9 protein-coding genes are annotated in these 16,356 nt (G+C 57.1%); 2 read left to right on the plus strand and 7 right to left on the minus strand.

Features of this window, described 5'->3' with window-relative positions:
- Positions 1-944 precede the first annotated feature (944 nt).
- Both M0639_RS17265 and M0639_RS17270 read right to left on the minus strand, forming a co-directional pair.
- On the minus strand, positions 945-4,235 hold the full coding sequence (locus tag M0639_RS17265) for a hypothetical protein (RefSeq protein WP_156525089.1): 3,291 nt from the start codon (positions 4,233-4,235) through the stop codon (positions 945-947).
- Positions 4,236-5,241: 1,006 nt separating this feature from the next.
- The gene (locus tag M0639_RS17270; RefSeq protein ID WP_144245797.1) at positions 5,242-5,892 is read right to left on the minus strand and encodes a hypothetical protein; all 651 of its coding nucleotides are present in this window, start codon (positions 5,890-5,892) and stop codon (positions 5,242-5,244) included.
- A 504-nt stretch (positions 5,893-6,396) separates the two neighbouring features.
- Here M0639_RS17270 and M0639_RS17275 point away from each other — a divergent pair.
- A complete protein-coding gene (locus tag M0639_RS17275; protein WP_042445115.1) occupies positions 6,397-8,238 on the plus strand; it encodes a S8 family peptidase in 1,842 nt (613 codons plus the stop codon).
- A 22-nt stretch (positions 8,239-8,260) separates the two neighbouring features.
- On the opposite strand, the gene M0639_RS17280 is transcribed toward M0639_RS17275, so the two are convergent.
- The 3 genes from M0639_RS17280 to M0639_RS17290 all read right to left on the minus strand — a co-directional run bounded on the left by M0639_RS17280 (position 8,261) and on the right by M0639_RS17290 (position 10,343).
- A complete protein-coding gene (locus M0639_RS17280) occupies positions 8,261-8,965 on the minus strand; it encodes a hypothetical protein (RefSeq protein WP_042445117.1) in 705 nt (234 codons plus the stop codon).
- A gap of 133 nt (positions 8,966-9,098) precedes the next feature.
- On the minus strand, positions 9,099-9,560 hold the full coding sequence (locus tag M0639_RS17285; protein WP_064075646.1) for a hypothetical protein: 462 nt from the start codon (positions 9,558-9,560) through the stop codon (positions 9,099-9,101).
- A 618-nt stretch (positions 9,561-10,178) separates the two neighbouring features.
- Positions 10,179-10,343, minus strand: coding sequence for a hypothetical protein (locus M0639_RS17290; RefSeq protein WP_156525113.1), 165 nt, complete (start codon positions 10,341-10,343; stop codon positions 10,179-10,181).
- A 157-nt stretch (positions 10,344-10,500) separates the two neighbouring features.
- Between M0639_RS17290 and M0639_RS17295 the strand changes: the two genes are divergently transcribed.
- Complete coding sequence (locus M0639_RS17295) at positions 10,501-11,148, plus strand: hypothetical protein (protein WP_064075645.1); 648 nt, start codon at positions 10,501-10,503, stop codon at positions 11,146-11,148.
- Positions 11,149-11,935: 787 nt separating this feature from the next.
- On the opposite strand, the gene M0639_RS17300 is transcribed toward M0639_RS17295, so the two are convergent.
- On the minus strand, positions 11,936-14,110 hold the full coding sequence (locus M0639_RS17300) for a bifunctional DNA primase/polymerase (RefSeq protein ID WP_042445125.1): 2,175 nt from the start codon (positions 14,108-14,110) through the stop codon (positions 11,936-11,938).
- Between the two features lie 552 nt (positions 14,111-14,662).
- Entirely contained in the window at positions 14,663-15,289 is a 627-nt protein-coding gene (locus M0639_RS17305) for a hypothetical protein (RefSeq protein WP_042445128.1), read from the minus strand.
- Positions 15,290-16,356 lie beyond the last annotated feature (1,067 nt).

The following is a 16,356-nucleotide window of genomic DNA, read 5'->3' on the forward strand; positions in this document are numbered from 1 at the left end:
GGAGTCAACCGTTTCCAGATGATCTCCACGCGAGGTCAACAGATCAGTGTGAGTTCATCTTGCTGCGTCGTTCAATTCATGTTCGGAGATCTGCCAGCAGGGGTTGATCACCACGGATGTCTCCACGGAACCCGAGCCGGAAGGCGATCTCCTATCGGATCTCCTCTCGATGTCCCGAACCGCCGTCGGGGTCGCGATGAGGGAGGCTGGTCTCACTCCGTTGTGGGGATACCCGATCGGCCGTTCGATGATTCTGTCTCGCAGTCAGGTTGACAGATTCTCGAGGACGGGCAAGCCTGTTCATCTCATTGATCCTCTGCATCGGTCGTCGATCAGAGCAGACTGTTCTGCAGTGACGGCGTAATGATCGGGCAGGGCTTCACACAGAGCTGCAGGTATTCGTGGTGGTCATCGTGGAGGGATCCGATCCGGGCATTGGTGGGGTCACCTCGACGAGCTCATCCACCGTTGAAGCGACAGGACGACGACGGCGATGACCGGTCACGGATGACCGAACGGGCAGACGGAGCGAGGTCCATCGACGGCGGAAGTCCAGGCGGTTCAACGGTGGGACGCATCGATGTTCGGAGCGGGTACCGATCCGGGCAGCGAAGGCACATCGGAGCGGCAGCTTCGGTGGGCCTGAGGGCAGAGCCCAGCACGCAGTGCTGGGCGATATGAGTATGTGGAGAAGAGAGTGTCTAAGCTCGAACAGCGTTTCGGGGGCGAAAAGATATCTTTCGCTCGATTTAACGGTAGTTTTTCGGCGCAGTCGGATCGAATATGCTGCATGAGTTAACTTTTCGCCGTTTTTGACCGAATGAATCCACGGCAGGATCCCGGCTTGCCGTCTCGGACAGACTCATACTTGACAGGTATCCCCCGATATTCTGACTGGCCGAGTATCGGGGGATCCCTGTCAGAGAACGACAGCTGCGGTGAGACTAGCGGCTGCGCGAGGAGTGCCTTTCGATCTCCGCGGTATAGGCCCTCACAAGGTCACTGCTCGCTTCGTGTGAGTCGCTCACTGATCTGGTCATCTCGGCAGTCGCGTCCGCTATCTGACCTGCGAAAGCCTGTTGATCTGCCGACACACGTTCATGCGACTCCCCGATCAGTCGATTCGTCTCAGCCTGAGCATTTCCCAAGCTACGAGCTGTCCCGCTGACCGACTCCATACCCTCGGTCAGACTTCGTTGAGTCTCCTCGATGATCCGTGCGACATCTGCCATCGCATTCGACTGTGCTGCTAGCTCCCGGCCCACTACATTGCGGTCGGCAAAGAGATCATTCAGATTCAGATTGCTCGGATCGAACGTCTCTGACATGGCCCTACTCGCGGATCGGAGTTCCGCCATAGCGTCCGCCTGGGTCGCCAACATAGTGGTGATCTCAGGTGACATGATCGCGACTGAACCGTCCCGTTCGAGGGGTGCGGAAGTAGTCCGACCGCTACTACTTGCCGCCAACTCCTCCACGCGAAGTGCGTCGTTGACCTCATCGGGTGCAAGTCGGCTCTCGCCTTTCGCGGAACTTGCGCCTGTCCGTTTTGCAACCTTGCTGTCGCTGTCCGACGGGTCCACCGAAGGAAGCCCGGCCGAGGCTTTGGATTCGGCTGATAGGTCGGGCCGGTCCACCATCGAGTCGACCAGATCGTCCTTCCTGCTCCGCGCCTCGCCGTCCGTCGACCCGCGCAGTGGAGACTCCACGCCGGTTGCGAGGTAGCGAAGGCCATCTCTCGCCGACGCAAGCCCTAACGCGACTTTGGGTTTGCTCTCCGTGTACTTCCCCTTGGTCCAGCCCGCTCCGTTCGCGAGACCGGCGACCCCGTTGAGGAGAGGATTCGCGTATCCGTTTTCCAAAGCCTTGGCATTCCACTTCGTCGCAGACTGACTTGTCTTGGAACCCGCCATCAGGTTGGACATGTCGTCGTTCTTGTGGTCATCCTGGCCTGCAAGTTTGTCCTCGTCAGTCGTGACATTCCTGGTGCCATCCGAACCAGTGCCGCCCCAGAAACTCGCATCGAACAGCGAATGTGTGGGAAGTCCCATTGCACCGAGTATCGGCGATCCTGCAGCACCACCGATCTTGATCGCAGTCGATTTGAAGTCACCGATGTCCATCTGGGCGAAACGACTCAGCCCCGACTTCATGACGAAGAAGACCGCGATACAGGCAAATCCTGAAAGGATCGCTCCTGCTTCGGTATCCAAGCTTCTCACCGGCAAGAGTGCTGTAACGAACCGAAGCGCTGCGAACAGAATCTCGAATGCAATCCCGACCATGTAGACCACAAGCAGCGACGACAGGAATGTCTTCGCCAGTGTCATGAAGATGTGCTTCATCCTCGCGCCAGGAAAGACCAGCAATACTGGAATGAGCGGCAGCACCAGCAGGATCAGTACTCCGATCAGTTGTGCTATCGCCACTCCAGCCACCAATGACACGAAGTAGCGTGCGAGAAATGCAAGAAGAACCAAGCTGGTCAGCCCCAAGACGAGTACGTTGCCGGAACTGCCACCGATCACTTTCTGGTACGTGATGTTCGCTTCAGGGGCGGAATCGAACTGCTGATCTGCCGCCGACTTGTTCATGCCCCAGACATTCCCGACTATCGGAAGGCTGAGCGACGCGTCCCCGTTGTAGTTCCAGTAGTTCCAGGTGTTCGAGGCTTCATAGTTGGGCCCGAAACCTTGCGACCAGATCTGCGTGTCGTCCTTCTCGCTCCCACCGACGCCACACACCGAGGCATCCGTGATCTTGTCGTTCGGGTCAAACTTGTCGACCGAGCCGCGACCGGCATTCAACCATTCCTTGTTCAGGCTCACCGGTCCGGCTATCTCATTCCAGACGCACGCGGCGAAGTAGAACACACTCATCGTTGATCCGTTGACATTGTCCTTCCGCTCGGTCTTCTCCGCATAATAGGACGGACCAAAGATTCTCTCTGCGACTGACTTTGACTGACCGTCGATCCAATCACCGTCGGCATCAACAAGATGACCATTCGATACCGGGACATTCCTGGAGCCGGTGTCCTTGTTCGTTGCGACGACACTTGGATCGATCACCTTCTCCGGATCGCCCCCTATGACGCCGAGTCCCCCGGTGCCGATCAGTTCGCTGTACAGTCCCGCCACTCGAGCAATCAGGATCTGATCGCCGGTAGCAGAGCCCGCTTGGTTCTCCGCGAATCGGCACCATGCGTTACTCGCGCCCACGTTCGTGCCGAGAGCCGCAGACTGGTAGTTGTAGAAGTACAGCTGCTTGACCAGGTTGTCGAACGAAACCATGATCCTGGCCCTTCCTCCGGCAGCTTGGCCTGCAGCTGTGTTCAAGTAGATCGCATGCATACCGTCGATGTACCTGTCACACGCGGATCCATCTTGGTCTGTCGGATTCACGCTGCTGTCAACGGCATTCGTCACCGTGTTGACGGCAGAACTGAGCCAACCCATCCCCCAACCCGCCAATTTGTTAATGCCGACGACGAGCCATCCGGGCGACAGCCCCGCCCAATCAGACGGATCCATTGAACCTTCCTCGGCGGTCAAGACTGTCGAAGAGGCCTCGGATTGGGCGACCGGAGCCGTGCCGGATCCAGGAATGCTGGGGTCGTAGTGGTTCTTCGTCGACTGAAAGGCCATCCCGATGAACAGGGACAGAATGACCACGACCGTGCCCAAGTCCTTCCACGCTAGCCGGGTTGACTCCCCTTTCAATCTGGCTGGAACGTACTTGCACAGGAAAAGCGCGCCCGCGAACATGAGAATTGTCCAGACCAGGTCCGACGAACCTCCGCCCAAACCAAACGCACCGAAAGCGGCCTTCCCAACAACCCCGTCCACGAAATAGATTGCTTTTGACATCAGATCGATCGAAAGACTCACCGTAAGCATGAATCCCAGCACATAGGCGATCAGCGCTGCTCCAGACAGGAGGAGTTTTGCGATACCGCTGATCATCGCCGACGGGATCTGCGCCATCGAGGAGAATGACTGATCTGGGCTCGGAACCTCGGTCGCACTCCTCCATCGCTCGAACACCATGTACCGATTCGCCTGGAAAAGGTTTCCGGCCTCGAGCATCACGGTTCGATATTCGGACGGCGGTCGGATTGTGGAATCCGCCTCGACCACGTCCGAGGATTGGGCCAATACGCTGGCGGACGCTTGAACAGTCTCCGACGCAGCCGTTGCCGGCCCACTCGCCGCGAAGATAACTGCGCAGATCAATGCGAGGAGTAAGGCTCTCGTTGACCATCGGGTACTTCTGACGGCTCTGAACGATCGTCGAAGCATCCCTCTCAATCGTGACGGTGCCGGATTCTCCTCGTCGGCCTTGTCTTTCACTTCTCGATTCATTGGCCTCGACCGTTCAGTAGTGGATTTCTGGGCGCAATACATTTCGATCACGGCGGCGCATTGAAGCGGTTGCCTGCACTCTGGTTCGGCAAGGTGAGGCTTTCTTCGCGAGGCCTGCCGCAAAACTCCTGAGCTCCGGTTGACCCGACCCAATCCGACACATATTGCTCGATCTTCTCGAATTAGAAAGTAGCCCTTTACATTTCCACTAATCGTGAAGGATAGCCCTTCTGATGCAGCTCAACTCTGCAGCGCAGCCCAGACAGGGAACTCGGTTCTAACATCAAGACAGAATCGAAAATGTCTGCTCAACAATCGGATTGAAATCCGTGAAGGAGAACTGGTGCGCACCACAAAACGATCGGACCCGAAACGCCATCGCCGCTACGGTGCAGCCTGCGCTTCCGCGCTGATAGCGTTTGCGACTGGATGCGGAGCTGACGACGGCGAAGATCTCAAGGCGGAGCTTCTGTCAGTACAGCGAGGCTTTCATGCTTCACTGCTCGCGCCGGATCGCTCTTCAATGCCGCAGTTCGCCTGTCAGGAATTCCTTTCCGTGGCAGGAGGACCGAGCACCTACAGCCCCGCAGACATATTGGAGTTCACGAACGTCGTCAGAGATGACACCGCGACAGCTCGGGCGGACATGAGATGGCAGACCAAGTCCAGCAGATCCCCGTACCAGTCACGGGTGTACTTCACCAAGGAGGACGGAGCTTGGAAATGGTGCGGGAGAACGGGTGACCAGCCATGGATGCCGTGAGATCAGCCTCCACATTTGATGCCCCGTTCGGTCCTTCGGCTGACACTTCCGAAAGGGGACATGTGACTGATCTGTCCCACCGTGCGGTGATCGTCGACATCAAGTTCATGTCTGTCACCACTCCGGCAGACGATGCTGCCACGGATGACCCGGAGGGAGCCCGACCCGCTCACTCGCAGCGAGATCCCTCATATAGGTCGGCAGCAGGATCGGCGCTTCATCCGCGGGCATCGTCATTCGTTCCCACTGATCCTCGTAGTCTTCAAACACCCACGAATACGTACGCGCAGCGCTGGGCTTGGTCGTCCTAGCCCCCGGCTCGGCAGTCGGGTCGGTGAGCCAGTCCCGGTACGCAATCCACGCACCGGCCGCGGCATGGTCTCTCGGCACGACAAAGGTGCGAGGGGTACCGAATGGATTCTCCGGCAGGACAACCAGCAGGTACCACTCCTGCGGTGACATCGCCGGCAGCAATCCCTTCTCACCGAAGTACCAGGAAGGGTTCGTACTGAACGAGGCCGCCTTGACCTGCGCGGACACCATCGCTCCAGATTCCATATATACCGCAAGGACATCCGTTCGAGCGACTCCGTCCCTCGTCAGCGAAGCTGCCCAGCCGAGCCCAGCCAGGACGGTGCAGGCCCAGTGCTCCCCTACCGATTTGGTGAGCTTCTTATCGCGGGACGTCCTTGTGCCTGACACTGCTACCGGCGATGCGGCTAGTGGGAACAGCACAAGTTCCGGAGCGGACAGATCGATCGTCACGAGGACCTCCAGACGGAAGCTGAACAGTATCGCGTGGAACCTAAGTCAGAGCTCCGACAGAAACGGCAAGAGTGAAAGGTGCTGAATGCGAGCAAGGTCCGACCGGTATTTGGACAGTGATAGATCTTCCCTGATTACGCCGCTCCTCTGTCATCGCCACAGTGTCATCCGTTCGAATGAATCTCCGCTGACAATGCGCCACCTCGACGCGTACTGGTGTAGAAATTGACCCAAATCTGTCTAGCGAGGAGTGGAATGACACGAATGCGCACGTTCGCCACTGCACTTATAGCGGTTGCAGCGCTAACGCTCGCCACTCACCAAGCAGGCGTCAGCGCGGCGGATCCGTTCGGGTCTGCCGGCTCCTCAGGATCCTCGGATAGTTCAACTTCGTCACAACCTACGACTACGCCGCCGGTCACTACCACCCCATCAGGTCCCGATCACTGGGTATTGGATCAGATCACTGCCTCGGTCAGAAACGGATCTAGCCAAATCGTGCCGATGGGATTCATCTCAGGAACAGACGGATCTCGCACGATCGAGGCGTCAGTCTCGGGGACTCTCAGCACTGTCGCCACGATTCGACTAGATCAGAATCCACCCTTCATCGAAGGCCGTTACTTCATCCCACTTGAAGTGACCCTGCCAACTGACGCGGAGGAAAAGTATGAGGGAACCGTTCAGCTGTCCAGCGAGTCGGCCGCGCTGGGAAACCCCATCAGGGTAACTATCACAACGGAATTCGTGACCGCCGACCATATCCCGGTCGGCATCTCCACCGCCCCAGTCGATCGAATAGTGACGAACGACAACTTTGAAGTGGTGTCCGACGAAGTGCTTGTGATGGTGGAGCCCGGCGCTGCCGCGGGCACCACCATCCGCCAGATCGCAGCGTCCACATCTTCGGTGATCTTCGGTTCGTCCGAGGAGATTGGTCTGTATCAATTGCGGTTTGAGGGGAGATCGAGCGCCGATATAGATTCGATGGTGGAGTCCATCGCTGCAATCCCGGGCGTTGTCAACACCGCACACAACTTCGCCCCAGCTGCAGAGTTCGCCGAGACCGACGATCAATATTTGCAGGAGTGGCACACCGAGAATCGGGCAAACTGGGGACTGCGGAAAATTGAGGCACGAGATGCATGGAATGTCACCACCGGTTCATCAAACGTCACAGTCGGTGTGATCGATCAATTCCCCGTCGACGGAGAACATGAAGATCTGAAGTCGAACATGCGTCGAAACGGCCCGTACTACGACGCACCTCAGAGCCATGCCACCCAGACTGCAGGAATTGCTTGCGCTGTGGGAAACAACGGTAAGGGCATCTCTGGCGTGTCCCAGATTTGCGATCTCAGGTCATACACTGCGAAGTACTTCGCAAATCTACTCAGCGAAATGCGTTCTGCCAGTACACAAGCTCGAGTCGTCAACATAAGCCTCGGATTCGGAGAGAAAACTCTGAATACCTGTCTGGGTGTCAGCTCAAGCGGCCGAAAGCTCGACGAGATGAAGCGACAACTGCTCGCAGTGGTCAACTTCAGTCCGAACACACTCTGGGTGGCGGCCGCGGGCAACTTCTGCGCCGACGCGAACCTCTCCTATCCCGGAGCGCTCGGAGCACTATCAGACAGAGTAATCACTGTCGGAGCGACCACACGAGACGACGAGTGGGCCCCTAAATCGGCATACGGGGGCGCGGTCAATGTTGTCGCGCCTGGCGGGGTACAAGACAGTGGAATTACGACGACGAATGTTGATTGCTTGTTTTTCTGCGTCAGAAACTACACACAAGCATCCGGTACTTCCATGGCTGCTCCGTTCGTGACAGGTACCGCAGCACTCGGATTCAGCGGAAATACCAGTGTTACGCCGCGCCAAATGAAGTACTGCTTGGAACAAGGCGCCCGATCCGGAGGGAAATACGTCACCCGCCCGGGCGACGGCAGCTCTCGCAAGTACTACATCATCGATGCCCACGAAACTCTGAATTGCGTCAGGTCGGGGACACCCAATTGGACCTCATGCGAAAGAAAAGGGAGCGGAAATAGCAGGACAGCGATCCTCAGATGGGAAACAATTCAAGCTGAACTGACTGGCTACAGGGTGAAAGTAATCCGCGATACCGATGGATGGACCGAACGAACCGTGGACTTACCAAGCCCCGGCAACGGAGGCAGATCTGAAATAGATCTTCGAATTTCAGTACAGGGCGACTACACAGTCCGCGTATACGGCTTGATCTCCGGCCAGGAATCCACGAACTGGGCGGGCCAGCGGTTGCAGGCGGCGTCCGCAACGGGTACCGCTTGTATGGGCTCGGTCGCGTCGGTGCACTTCTGATCATGACCTGCGAACTCCGCACCTAGGGGCACCGCACTCCGACTTCAAACGCCCTCAACACCAGAGCTGACGGAAGACAGACCTCCGCCCCGTCCCTGTAGGTCGCATTGCCCCGAACAACCAGTACCGCGACCTCTTCTCCATCGACCACTCCAATCAAGGTTGCGATTACCCCGCCCTCGTGGATGTAAAGGAGTTTGCCGTACAGCGTTCGAACATCATCTCTCGGCGGACAGCAATGCAACCTCGCCCCGATCATTTCAACCGCGTCAGGATCATCCAGGTGGGGCACGAACAGCAACTTCTCCCGAGGTTCACCCACAGTCAGATCAGATCCAATATCTGTCGACTCCTCATCATCGACCGCAGATTCTGAATCGTCGTCGCCAACTGACCCGCCCTTGTCTGCATCCAGGCTAGGTGGGTCGTCAGGAAGTCGCACTCCGAGCTCGGGTGCATACGAAAGCTGATCCCAGCCGATCGTGACGATCGGCCCTTCTTGCGTGGATTCGTTGCCACGCAACACCATGCAGAGAATCATTTTGGAAGACTTAACGCCGATCGGCACGACAATCAAGCCTCGTGCTTGGACGTACAAGACCTTGCCGACGGACTGGAGGACTCCCTTCCGTGGCTCTGATGGCGAAAGCAATCCATCAGCCTCGACCAACCGGATCAGTTCAGGATCGTCGATATACGGCAGCAATATCGGCGGCGTGCAGCTCACACTTGTCCTCGCCGCACCGGGAGGAGCCGGTCGAGTCGGATTGTTGGGCACTGAAACCCTCAAGAACCTATTCCCCTGTCTTTCAACAACGTCCCGAAAACCCGGTCGAACCTCAATGGCTCAGCACCAAGGGCTAGTCGCCTCGATCCCGCTGCCTCTTCTGTCTGGTGACACGCTTCAACGCCAAGTAGCCCACCCCCACACCGACGGCGAGGAAGGCGATCACCACGAACCAATTCCTGTCCTGGTATCCGACCACAATGCCTGTGCCCCAAAACAACAGCAGGACGGCGGCGATCTTCAACTTCTCATTCGGCAGCAGACCCCCACCCTGTGCCTGTCTCGCTGCCTTCGTGGCCGCGGACTGGGCCTGCTTCTTCTGTTTCTGCAGCTGCGACCACTCGATACGCTCTTGTCGTCGCGCTTCCGATTTCGCAGCGGATGCAGTCCGTCGTTGCGCACGGGCAGCCTGTTGATGCATATCCAGCATCTGTTTGTCCGCCTTGGCGGACTCCTGCGCTGCACGACGGGTCGCAACAGAGTTGCAGTAGATGCAGGTCGGGTCGTCGAACACTGTGTGGACTCGGCAAGTCATCGGCTAACCGTAGAGCAATGGCCGGATTGATCTCAACAATAGAGCTGTCGCCATCGTCGACGAAAACCAGTGATGCTTATTTCTAGTACTTTTGGCGGATGAATCGGGATGCACACCTATGAACACTCAATCGATCTGAGGCGTCATCTCGTTTCGTTGATCCGAGAACTAGCTACTCAGCAACCATGTAGATTCGCATCAACTTCGTTATGTGGATATTCGAACGACTGACATTGGTCCGCCCAGTAGACCCTCGCTTGGACGGGCGCCTCTCGCTCTCGCAGCCAATCATTCAGCTAGGGCCGACGGAGGCGCCACCGCTCCAATTCGATCTGGCGAGCTGTGATCGACGCGATTGGCCTGTGAGCGTTCAGATCGAAGCGGGCTAATTCAAATCGCTATCGAAGAGCGAAGATCGCTACGAGCTTCAGTATCGATCAGCGTCGCAGCTAGGGGGCCGCAACGCGCCCTCCAAGTCGATAGTCGTCAGGCGTTCTCGACCATCATCATTTTCCACTGACCGGCAGGTAGGCCCCAACTTCCGACGCCAGCCGGAATTCTGTCTGGGACACCCGCGAAAACTTCCCTACGCTTCCCTTTGACCTTGGCGTACCTCCATCAGTGATCACCTCGGAGGTCGTCGAGGATGGAATCAGACGTCATGCCGTGCGGAAGTTCGAGCGCAGGAATCGGCGGATCGAGCGCGCCATTCGGATCGACCAGCTGGACCTCACCGCGCTCCACCATCGCTTCCCACTTGGACTGCGTCGGATCTGCGTTCATTCGGTCAGCCTATTCCTCAACGCTCGACATTGACAGCGCGGATACCCAAATATGCTCTATACCCGTCTATTTGAGCTGTAGATGCGGCGACCAGCCTAGTAAAATAGCCATATAGAGATTTTTCGCCCGTCAAATCCTTTCCGCCATCGGAGTTCCCATGAGCCCAGATCATTCATCCATCTTCCGTCCGTTCGGCGGCAGCACTTCACAAGACGAGCCAGCACTGGAGGCACCCACTCACCGGCGATGGGCCGCACTGCTGACCGACCTCGGATTACACTGGGCCTATCAGCAGTTCGCCGGTGTCACGTTCACCCTGTCGACCGGTTACAGCGACAGATCGGCCCACCTGGTAGTCGAGGACCACGCGAGCGGACAGTTCGAACCGCCCCGCGTCATCGACCGACGGCCAGATGATATCTATGTGATGGTCACAGATGCACCATTGCTGAATCGGAAGCCTGGCCGCATCGACGGGCTCACACATTCTCGGGAGTTCATCGCGGGCATCATCATCGAGGATCCGACAGATCGGGGTAACGACTTCGAACCGATCCACGATGCGCACGCCGCCGGGCTCGCCCGCTGCACGATCTGCGCTTCGGTCGGCTACTACGACCGCGGACATTGGCCCGAGAATCGGATGTTCTACCCCTGCGGCCATAAGACCTCCGATGCCGGCCATATAGCGCCGATCGAATGGCTATCATCGTCGTGGGCCCATGCGGTGCAAGAGGTTCCATTCGAAGAGGATCGATCTTCGCGGAAGATCCTCCGCGAGGTCTACGGATACCGGGAGCTCTGATTCGCTCTCAGTTCGATTCAGAGCTTCGTCTCGATAGATCGTTCGTAAGAAGTATCGAAAGTTCGTCAGCGTCGCACTCAGCTTCAGCAATAGCCCCATGAAGCTTCAGGTACGTCGAGGCTTCGCCCCGGAAGTTGGTCGGAACTCCGTGCAGCACATCACTTTCCCGTCGATCGCAGACTGATATGGCCCCACGGGGAGACTGACTTCCATACCGAGACCTCTCCTAGGGGACAGCCTGTGATGAATCGCCCTTATCTGCGGGACCCCTGAGGTCGGTGGTGCTCTCAAAGCGGAGGACGTGGACGTATTGAACATTGACCCATACGACGAGCTCAGAGCTCACGATGGATAGCTCACGATTCGACGCGAATCCCTTGAGTAGGAACAGCTTCGAGGTTCATCTCTTTGCGTGGATTCCCTATACGTTGCGGAGCCTCTTTTCGGAGCACCCCTTCTGTACGGACCCCGGGGATCAGTGGTGCCCCTAAAGCGGAGGACGTGGACGTATTGAACATTGCCCCATTCGTAGAGCTCAGAGCCCCTATCAAATTCACCCGGATCGCCTTCAATGCGACCATCCGACAGACAGTTTACGATGACAGAAATCGTAATTGAATTCGAAGCGCAACCCGAAGCTCTCACCGACCACACTGCGACCCCAATGGCCCCGCATTGCGATTGTGACGCGCCGAAAGTTCGAGGGGGTACGACGTACTCGAATCGAGAGTTCATTGCGTCACAATCGATTTGACCGCGCAAACCTCCTTCTGTGAGCGATACAGACCTAGAGGTGCCGGATTGCGCGGATAACATTGCGTTCCGCTGCTCTCCGGAGACTGTCATACCGTTTGCCCAGCCGCTCTTCAGCCTCGAACAGGAGTTTCCACGTCTCGCCTTCGACTGCACGTATCGCCGCCTCAGCCTCGGGCGAATTCCTCATAGTCAGGGCTTTGCGACGGATCTCGTCCCACCCGATGGCGATGTTTGTTACCACCTGGATCACATCGACGTCGTCCCATGAACGGATCAGACAAGCGCTGTCGATGCACTCGAGCACCTGCATGTCCATCGGCAAGCCTTCGTCGTCAAGCTCCAACTTGACGCCATCGAATATCCGCTCGTACCGTGACCGCTGCCGAGCCAATGTTGCAGCTTTGACCGGCACCTTCTCGACCAACTTCTCCAAGGGCTTCGCCGGCGCCTTCGTGTTTGGCGCCTTTCGCACATCGGGGCACCTGTTGCTTCCGCTCTCAGGCGAGCCAAAGTTCGGGCAGTTCGCTTGGGCACGCCGAACCAGCGGACTGAAAGCCTCTTGGTTCGGTGCGATCTCGAACTGCACGACGGGGGCCGATGTCTGAAGGCGCTCGTCGAGGATTCGGACATCGATCGTGCCTCCGACCAAGTCGACCTCGTAATCCATCTGCACCAATGACCAACACTGTCCGATCGCGTCGTTCACCTGTGTGAGTAATGCTTCCTCCGCCTGTAGAACGGCTGCCTTTTCCAGATCGGGGCACTCCTTGCCGTCCGCACCGACCGCCACCATGCCACCGACTGCGTACGACGTCGTCCTGCAGTGTTTCCAGCGCTTTGCGTCATACCAGTGCCGCCGAACGACTCTGAGAACCGGGACGGGTTGCCCGTCTTCGCCGGCCAAGCCTTCCACCATCGTTTGGCGGAGGAAACGGAGGTCGCGACCTATCGTCACATGCGTGACGTCGAAAAGTTCGGCGGTAGCCTCTTGCCCGACATTGAGTACGTCCTTCTGTGTGGTCGTACACATACGGACTATCCAATCGAGCAGCAGATACTGCCGAGATTCTTTACCGCACAGTCGCTCAATCGTCTGCAATGCCTGCTCGGCCTGATACCTGACGAGGGGATTGCCGGTCCATCCCGCGGCAGATGTGTATACCCGTGCCACGTCTTCGACCAGCCAAACTTCGTCACGGGTTTCGAGGCGCTTCTGCGCCAGCTTTGGCTGAAACTTCTTCACCAAGCCGAGGGCTTGCTCTTGGGTGAAGCCCAAGTGGTAGGCCACATTCCATACAGAGCAGAGGTCGTACGCGTCTTGGTCATCGGTACGGGACGAGGGCTTGGTCCGGCGGGATCGGTATTCGCGGCCTGCTGGGGTGTCCTTCAGCTGCCCGTACATGAGATCGAAATTGTTCTGCCACTTCTCCAGCAAGATCTTCTCAGCCCCACAGGCCTTCACATGTTGCTTCCGTTGGACACCAGAGGTTTTCGGCCGACGCGCCACCGTCTTCAGAATGTACCGAACGACTGCCTCGTTCTCGACCACATGCCCCCAGATACCACGCGTATGGGTATACAACGCCCGCTCTGACCGTTCACACCCCGGCGCGATCACGAAGCCGACTCCACCCTTGCGGATGTCAACATTGGGTAGCTGCTTGGTCTTGAATGACTTTGCGCCAGGCCACTTAACGTGCAGGTGTGCGCCGCGTTCGGTCGACACCCAAGGATTCTCCTCCACGTCGGCACCTGTTGCAGCCAAAAAGCTCGCAATCGCGTCGTCCGAATCCATGTCGAGGATCAGCCTGTCCTGGCCGGGCACCACACCGAGCACCATTTCGGGATGCAGATCGAGAACGTCAAGCAGCAGCTCCCGATCCCGCGTCGCAGTCTTGAATCCGTGCCCAAACTTCTCACACGAGGGATGTTTCTTACCTTGATAATTGGCCGGATCCAGCTTCTTTTGCAGACACGGCATCTTTGGAGTCTTGTCAATCGTGCAGGGAATCAAACTGATTCCGTTATCGAGGAGTAGCCAATCGATCAGTAGACCTCGCTCATCCCGAGTTGATTCCGGCGTGATTCGAGGGCATTCCTGTGTGCGCAGCTCATTAAGATAGTCAGTCGAAGATCGAGTTTCTTCATCGATTTCGGGCGCGCAGAGGATCATACGGAATGTCCTAAAAGTGAGGTGTTTGTTCATTTCTGAAATCAAGCAGGGTGACGAACATGGTCACCTCTAACCGAGCCACCCTGCTTGCTTCAGTTCTTCAGAACGAGTAGCTAACTCGTCTACGACGAAATTTATTCGGCTTATAGCCGAAATGTCCAGCGATAATCACTAATGCAGATTCGATAGCGCTATTGACGAACAGTTTTCAATATCGCCAATAGCAAAAAGGCATAGAGATGCCACGGACCGTTAGTGCCGAATTTGCGCTCCGTATTGATCTGAAAATAGGCGATCCGCGACGCCCCTGCTACTACCAGGCAGTCTGACCTGCTTTGAGATCAGATGCCTGGTAGTAGCCCCCAACCCCTCGATCAGCCCTATTGATCGAACCGTTTTCCGCTGTGGTGATCAATCAGGCCAGCTGAACATCCGAGGGGTCACGCCGCTCGTTCATCTAGAGCGTCACGATCCACTTGGACCCGCAGGTGAGGCACGTCGCGCTGCAACCAATTTCGACGACACAACTGGAGTCAGCGCAGTCTGGATGCGGACAAAATGAGCCAACCTCGGAGGCCCGCTTCGTCATTCGGCACTCTGATGGTGCAGGAAGTAATCGGCGGGCATAAGCAGCCCGCGCACTACCTCTACGTATGAAATCAACCGATCAACCACTTCGGCCCTTCCGTCATCGCCATCGAGGTTCGTCCTGAAGTCCCACAGCGCTGCTATCAGGGAAGATTCCGGTTGATCTTCCAGCAAGCATGAGGCCAATGCCCTTCGGTCTGCCATACAATCGTCACCGATGTCTGCACAGCGTTGACTCATATCCACGAGTCCAGACAGTCGGCTTGCGATCTCGGCAATGAATCGAGATTCGACGCGATACATCTTTTCGAAATACGCTTCGGCCAATATCAACGCCCGAGCTAGATTTGCCCGATCGCGAGCATCGTAGATGGTGTCGTCGTCACGCGGTTCGACGAGAGCGTCACGCTGGAGATTCAACTCCGCCGCGACTTCCTGCCCGATCTTTGCGCGGGCAACCGCCTCTCGGAGCAGTGCAGCCGGACGAGTCAATCCGGCCGCATGTCCGACCAAACCATCGTCGCAGAGCAGAAGGAGCCTGCAGTATGCATCCTCGTACTGGGACGCTAACCAGTGAAGCTTCGCGGCTTCGCACTCATGCTTTTCAAGCGCTTTCTCTGCCATTCCGACCCTCTCCGCACCGCGATTTGCGGTGCGCTGGATTAATAGAACGCAGCAGAGGAGTGCGATGTAATAATATTTTGCCAGCGAAAGACCTATTTCCGCTGGTCAGAAGCAATGTTTCGTTTACTTTTCAGCCGAAAAATCAACCAATATATGATGTAGATCACTTTTTCCGGGGATTTTCGCGGAGCCAATCTCGGAGCGCCGACTGCACGACCAGCGCTGGATGTGCCAACGTACCCGGTGCGAGGTGCATGGACTTCCGATACGCAGCCACTGCACGCGCCGTCGCGAGAACGTCAGATTTCACACTCGCGCTTATCGACAAACTCTTCGGCGCAAACCGCTCTCTCGCTGGTACATAAGGGGTCTGCACGGAAGCATCCGCGACTCGTCGCCCCGAACTGAGGCGGACCTTCGCTTTCGCTGCTACGAAATCGTCGTTATCGTCGGACGCGTCGATTGGGCGATTCCTGCCTCGCACCGGCACTCTAGGCGATTTAGTGTCTTCGAGCTCCTCAGCCGTAATCAATTCAGTGATAGGGGCGCACTCGGAAACCCACCTGCGCAACGCAACTTCGATGATCGAACTCATAGTCACTCTCGGCTGACGGTTCTCCTGTGAATTTAGCCGACCTTTTACGTCATCCCACAAGACCGGATCGACTCGAACAGACCATCTCGTGACCATGATTCCCCGATTCATCCCATAATGCCTGGACAAACACGGTACCTAACTAGCTACGATCGACGGGCAATGCCACACCAGAAGGCAAGTTGAGGGCACATGATGGCTGAACCGACTCACCCGGATGAGGATGACCCAAGGATGCCGACGCTTACAGAATCGCTACGCCGGCGGCTCTCGTGCATCCGCTCCGCAGAAGCCGCAAACCTGCTGTACCGCAATCACTCTGATGCAGAACTCAGACTGGAGGCACTCAGAGGAGCATTCTCCCTAATCCGACTTCCGCATGGACCGAACTGGGAGTATCCGACATTCCAATTCGACATTGCAGCACGGGCGGTCATTCCAATCGTCACCCACGCAAACGCGGATCTCAAAG

It is taken from the genome of Rhodococcus qingshengii JCM 15477 (assembly GCF_023221595.1).
Lineage (GTDB): Bacteria > Actinomycetota > Actinomycetes > Mycobacteriales > Mycobacteriaceae > Rhodococcus_F > Rhodococcus_F qingshengii.

Excerpts from the sequence above, each read along its gene's own strand:
- M0639_RS17295 (WP_064075645.1), top strand. The coding sequence starts at position 10,501 with ATGAGCCCAGATCATTCATCCATCTTCCGTCCGTTCGGCGGCAGCACT.
- M0639_RS17290 (WP_156525113.1), bottom strand. The coding sequence starts at position 10,343 with ATGAACGCAGATCCGACGCAGTCCAAGTGGGAAGCGATGGTGGAGCGC.
- M0639_RS17305 (WP_042445128.1), bottom strand. The coding sequence starts at position 15,289 with ATGGCAGAGAAAGCGCTTGAAAAGCATGAGTGCGAAGCCGCGAAGCTT.
- M0639_RS17300 (WP_042445125.1), bottom strand. The coding sequence starts at position 14,110 with ATGAACAAACACCTCACTTTTAGGACATTCCGTATGATCCTCTGCGCG.
- M0639_RS17285 (WP_064075646.1), bottom strand. The coding sequence starts at position 9,560 with ATGACTTGCCGAGTCCACACAGTGTTCGACGACCCGACCTGCATCTAC.
- M0639_RS17275 (WP_042445115.1), top strand. The coding sequence starts at position 6,397 with ATGGGATTCATCTCAGGAACAGACGGATCTCGCACGATCGAGGCGTCA.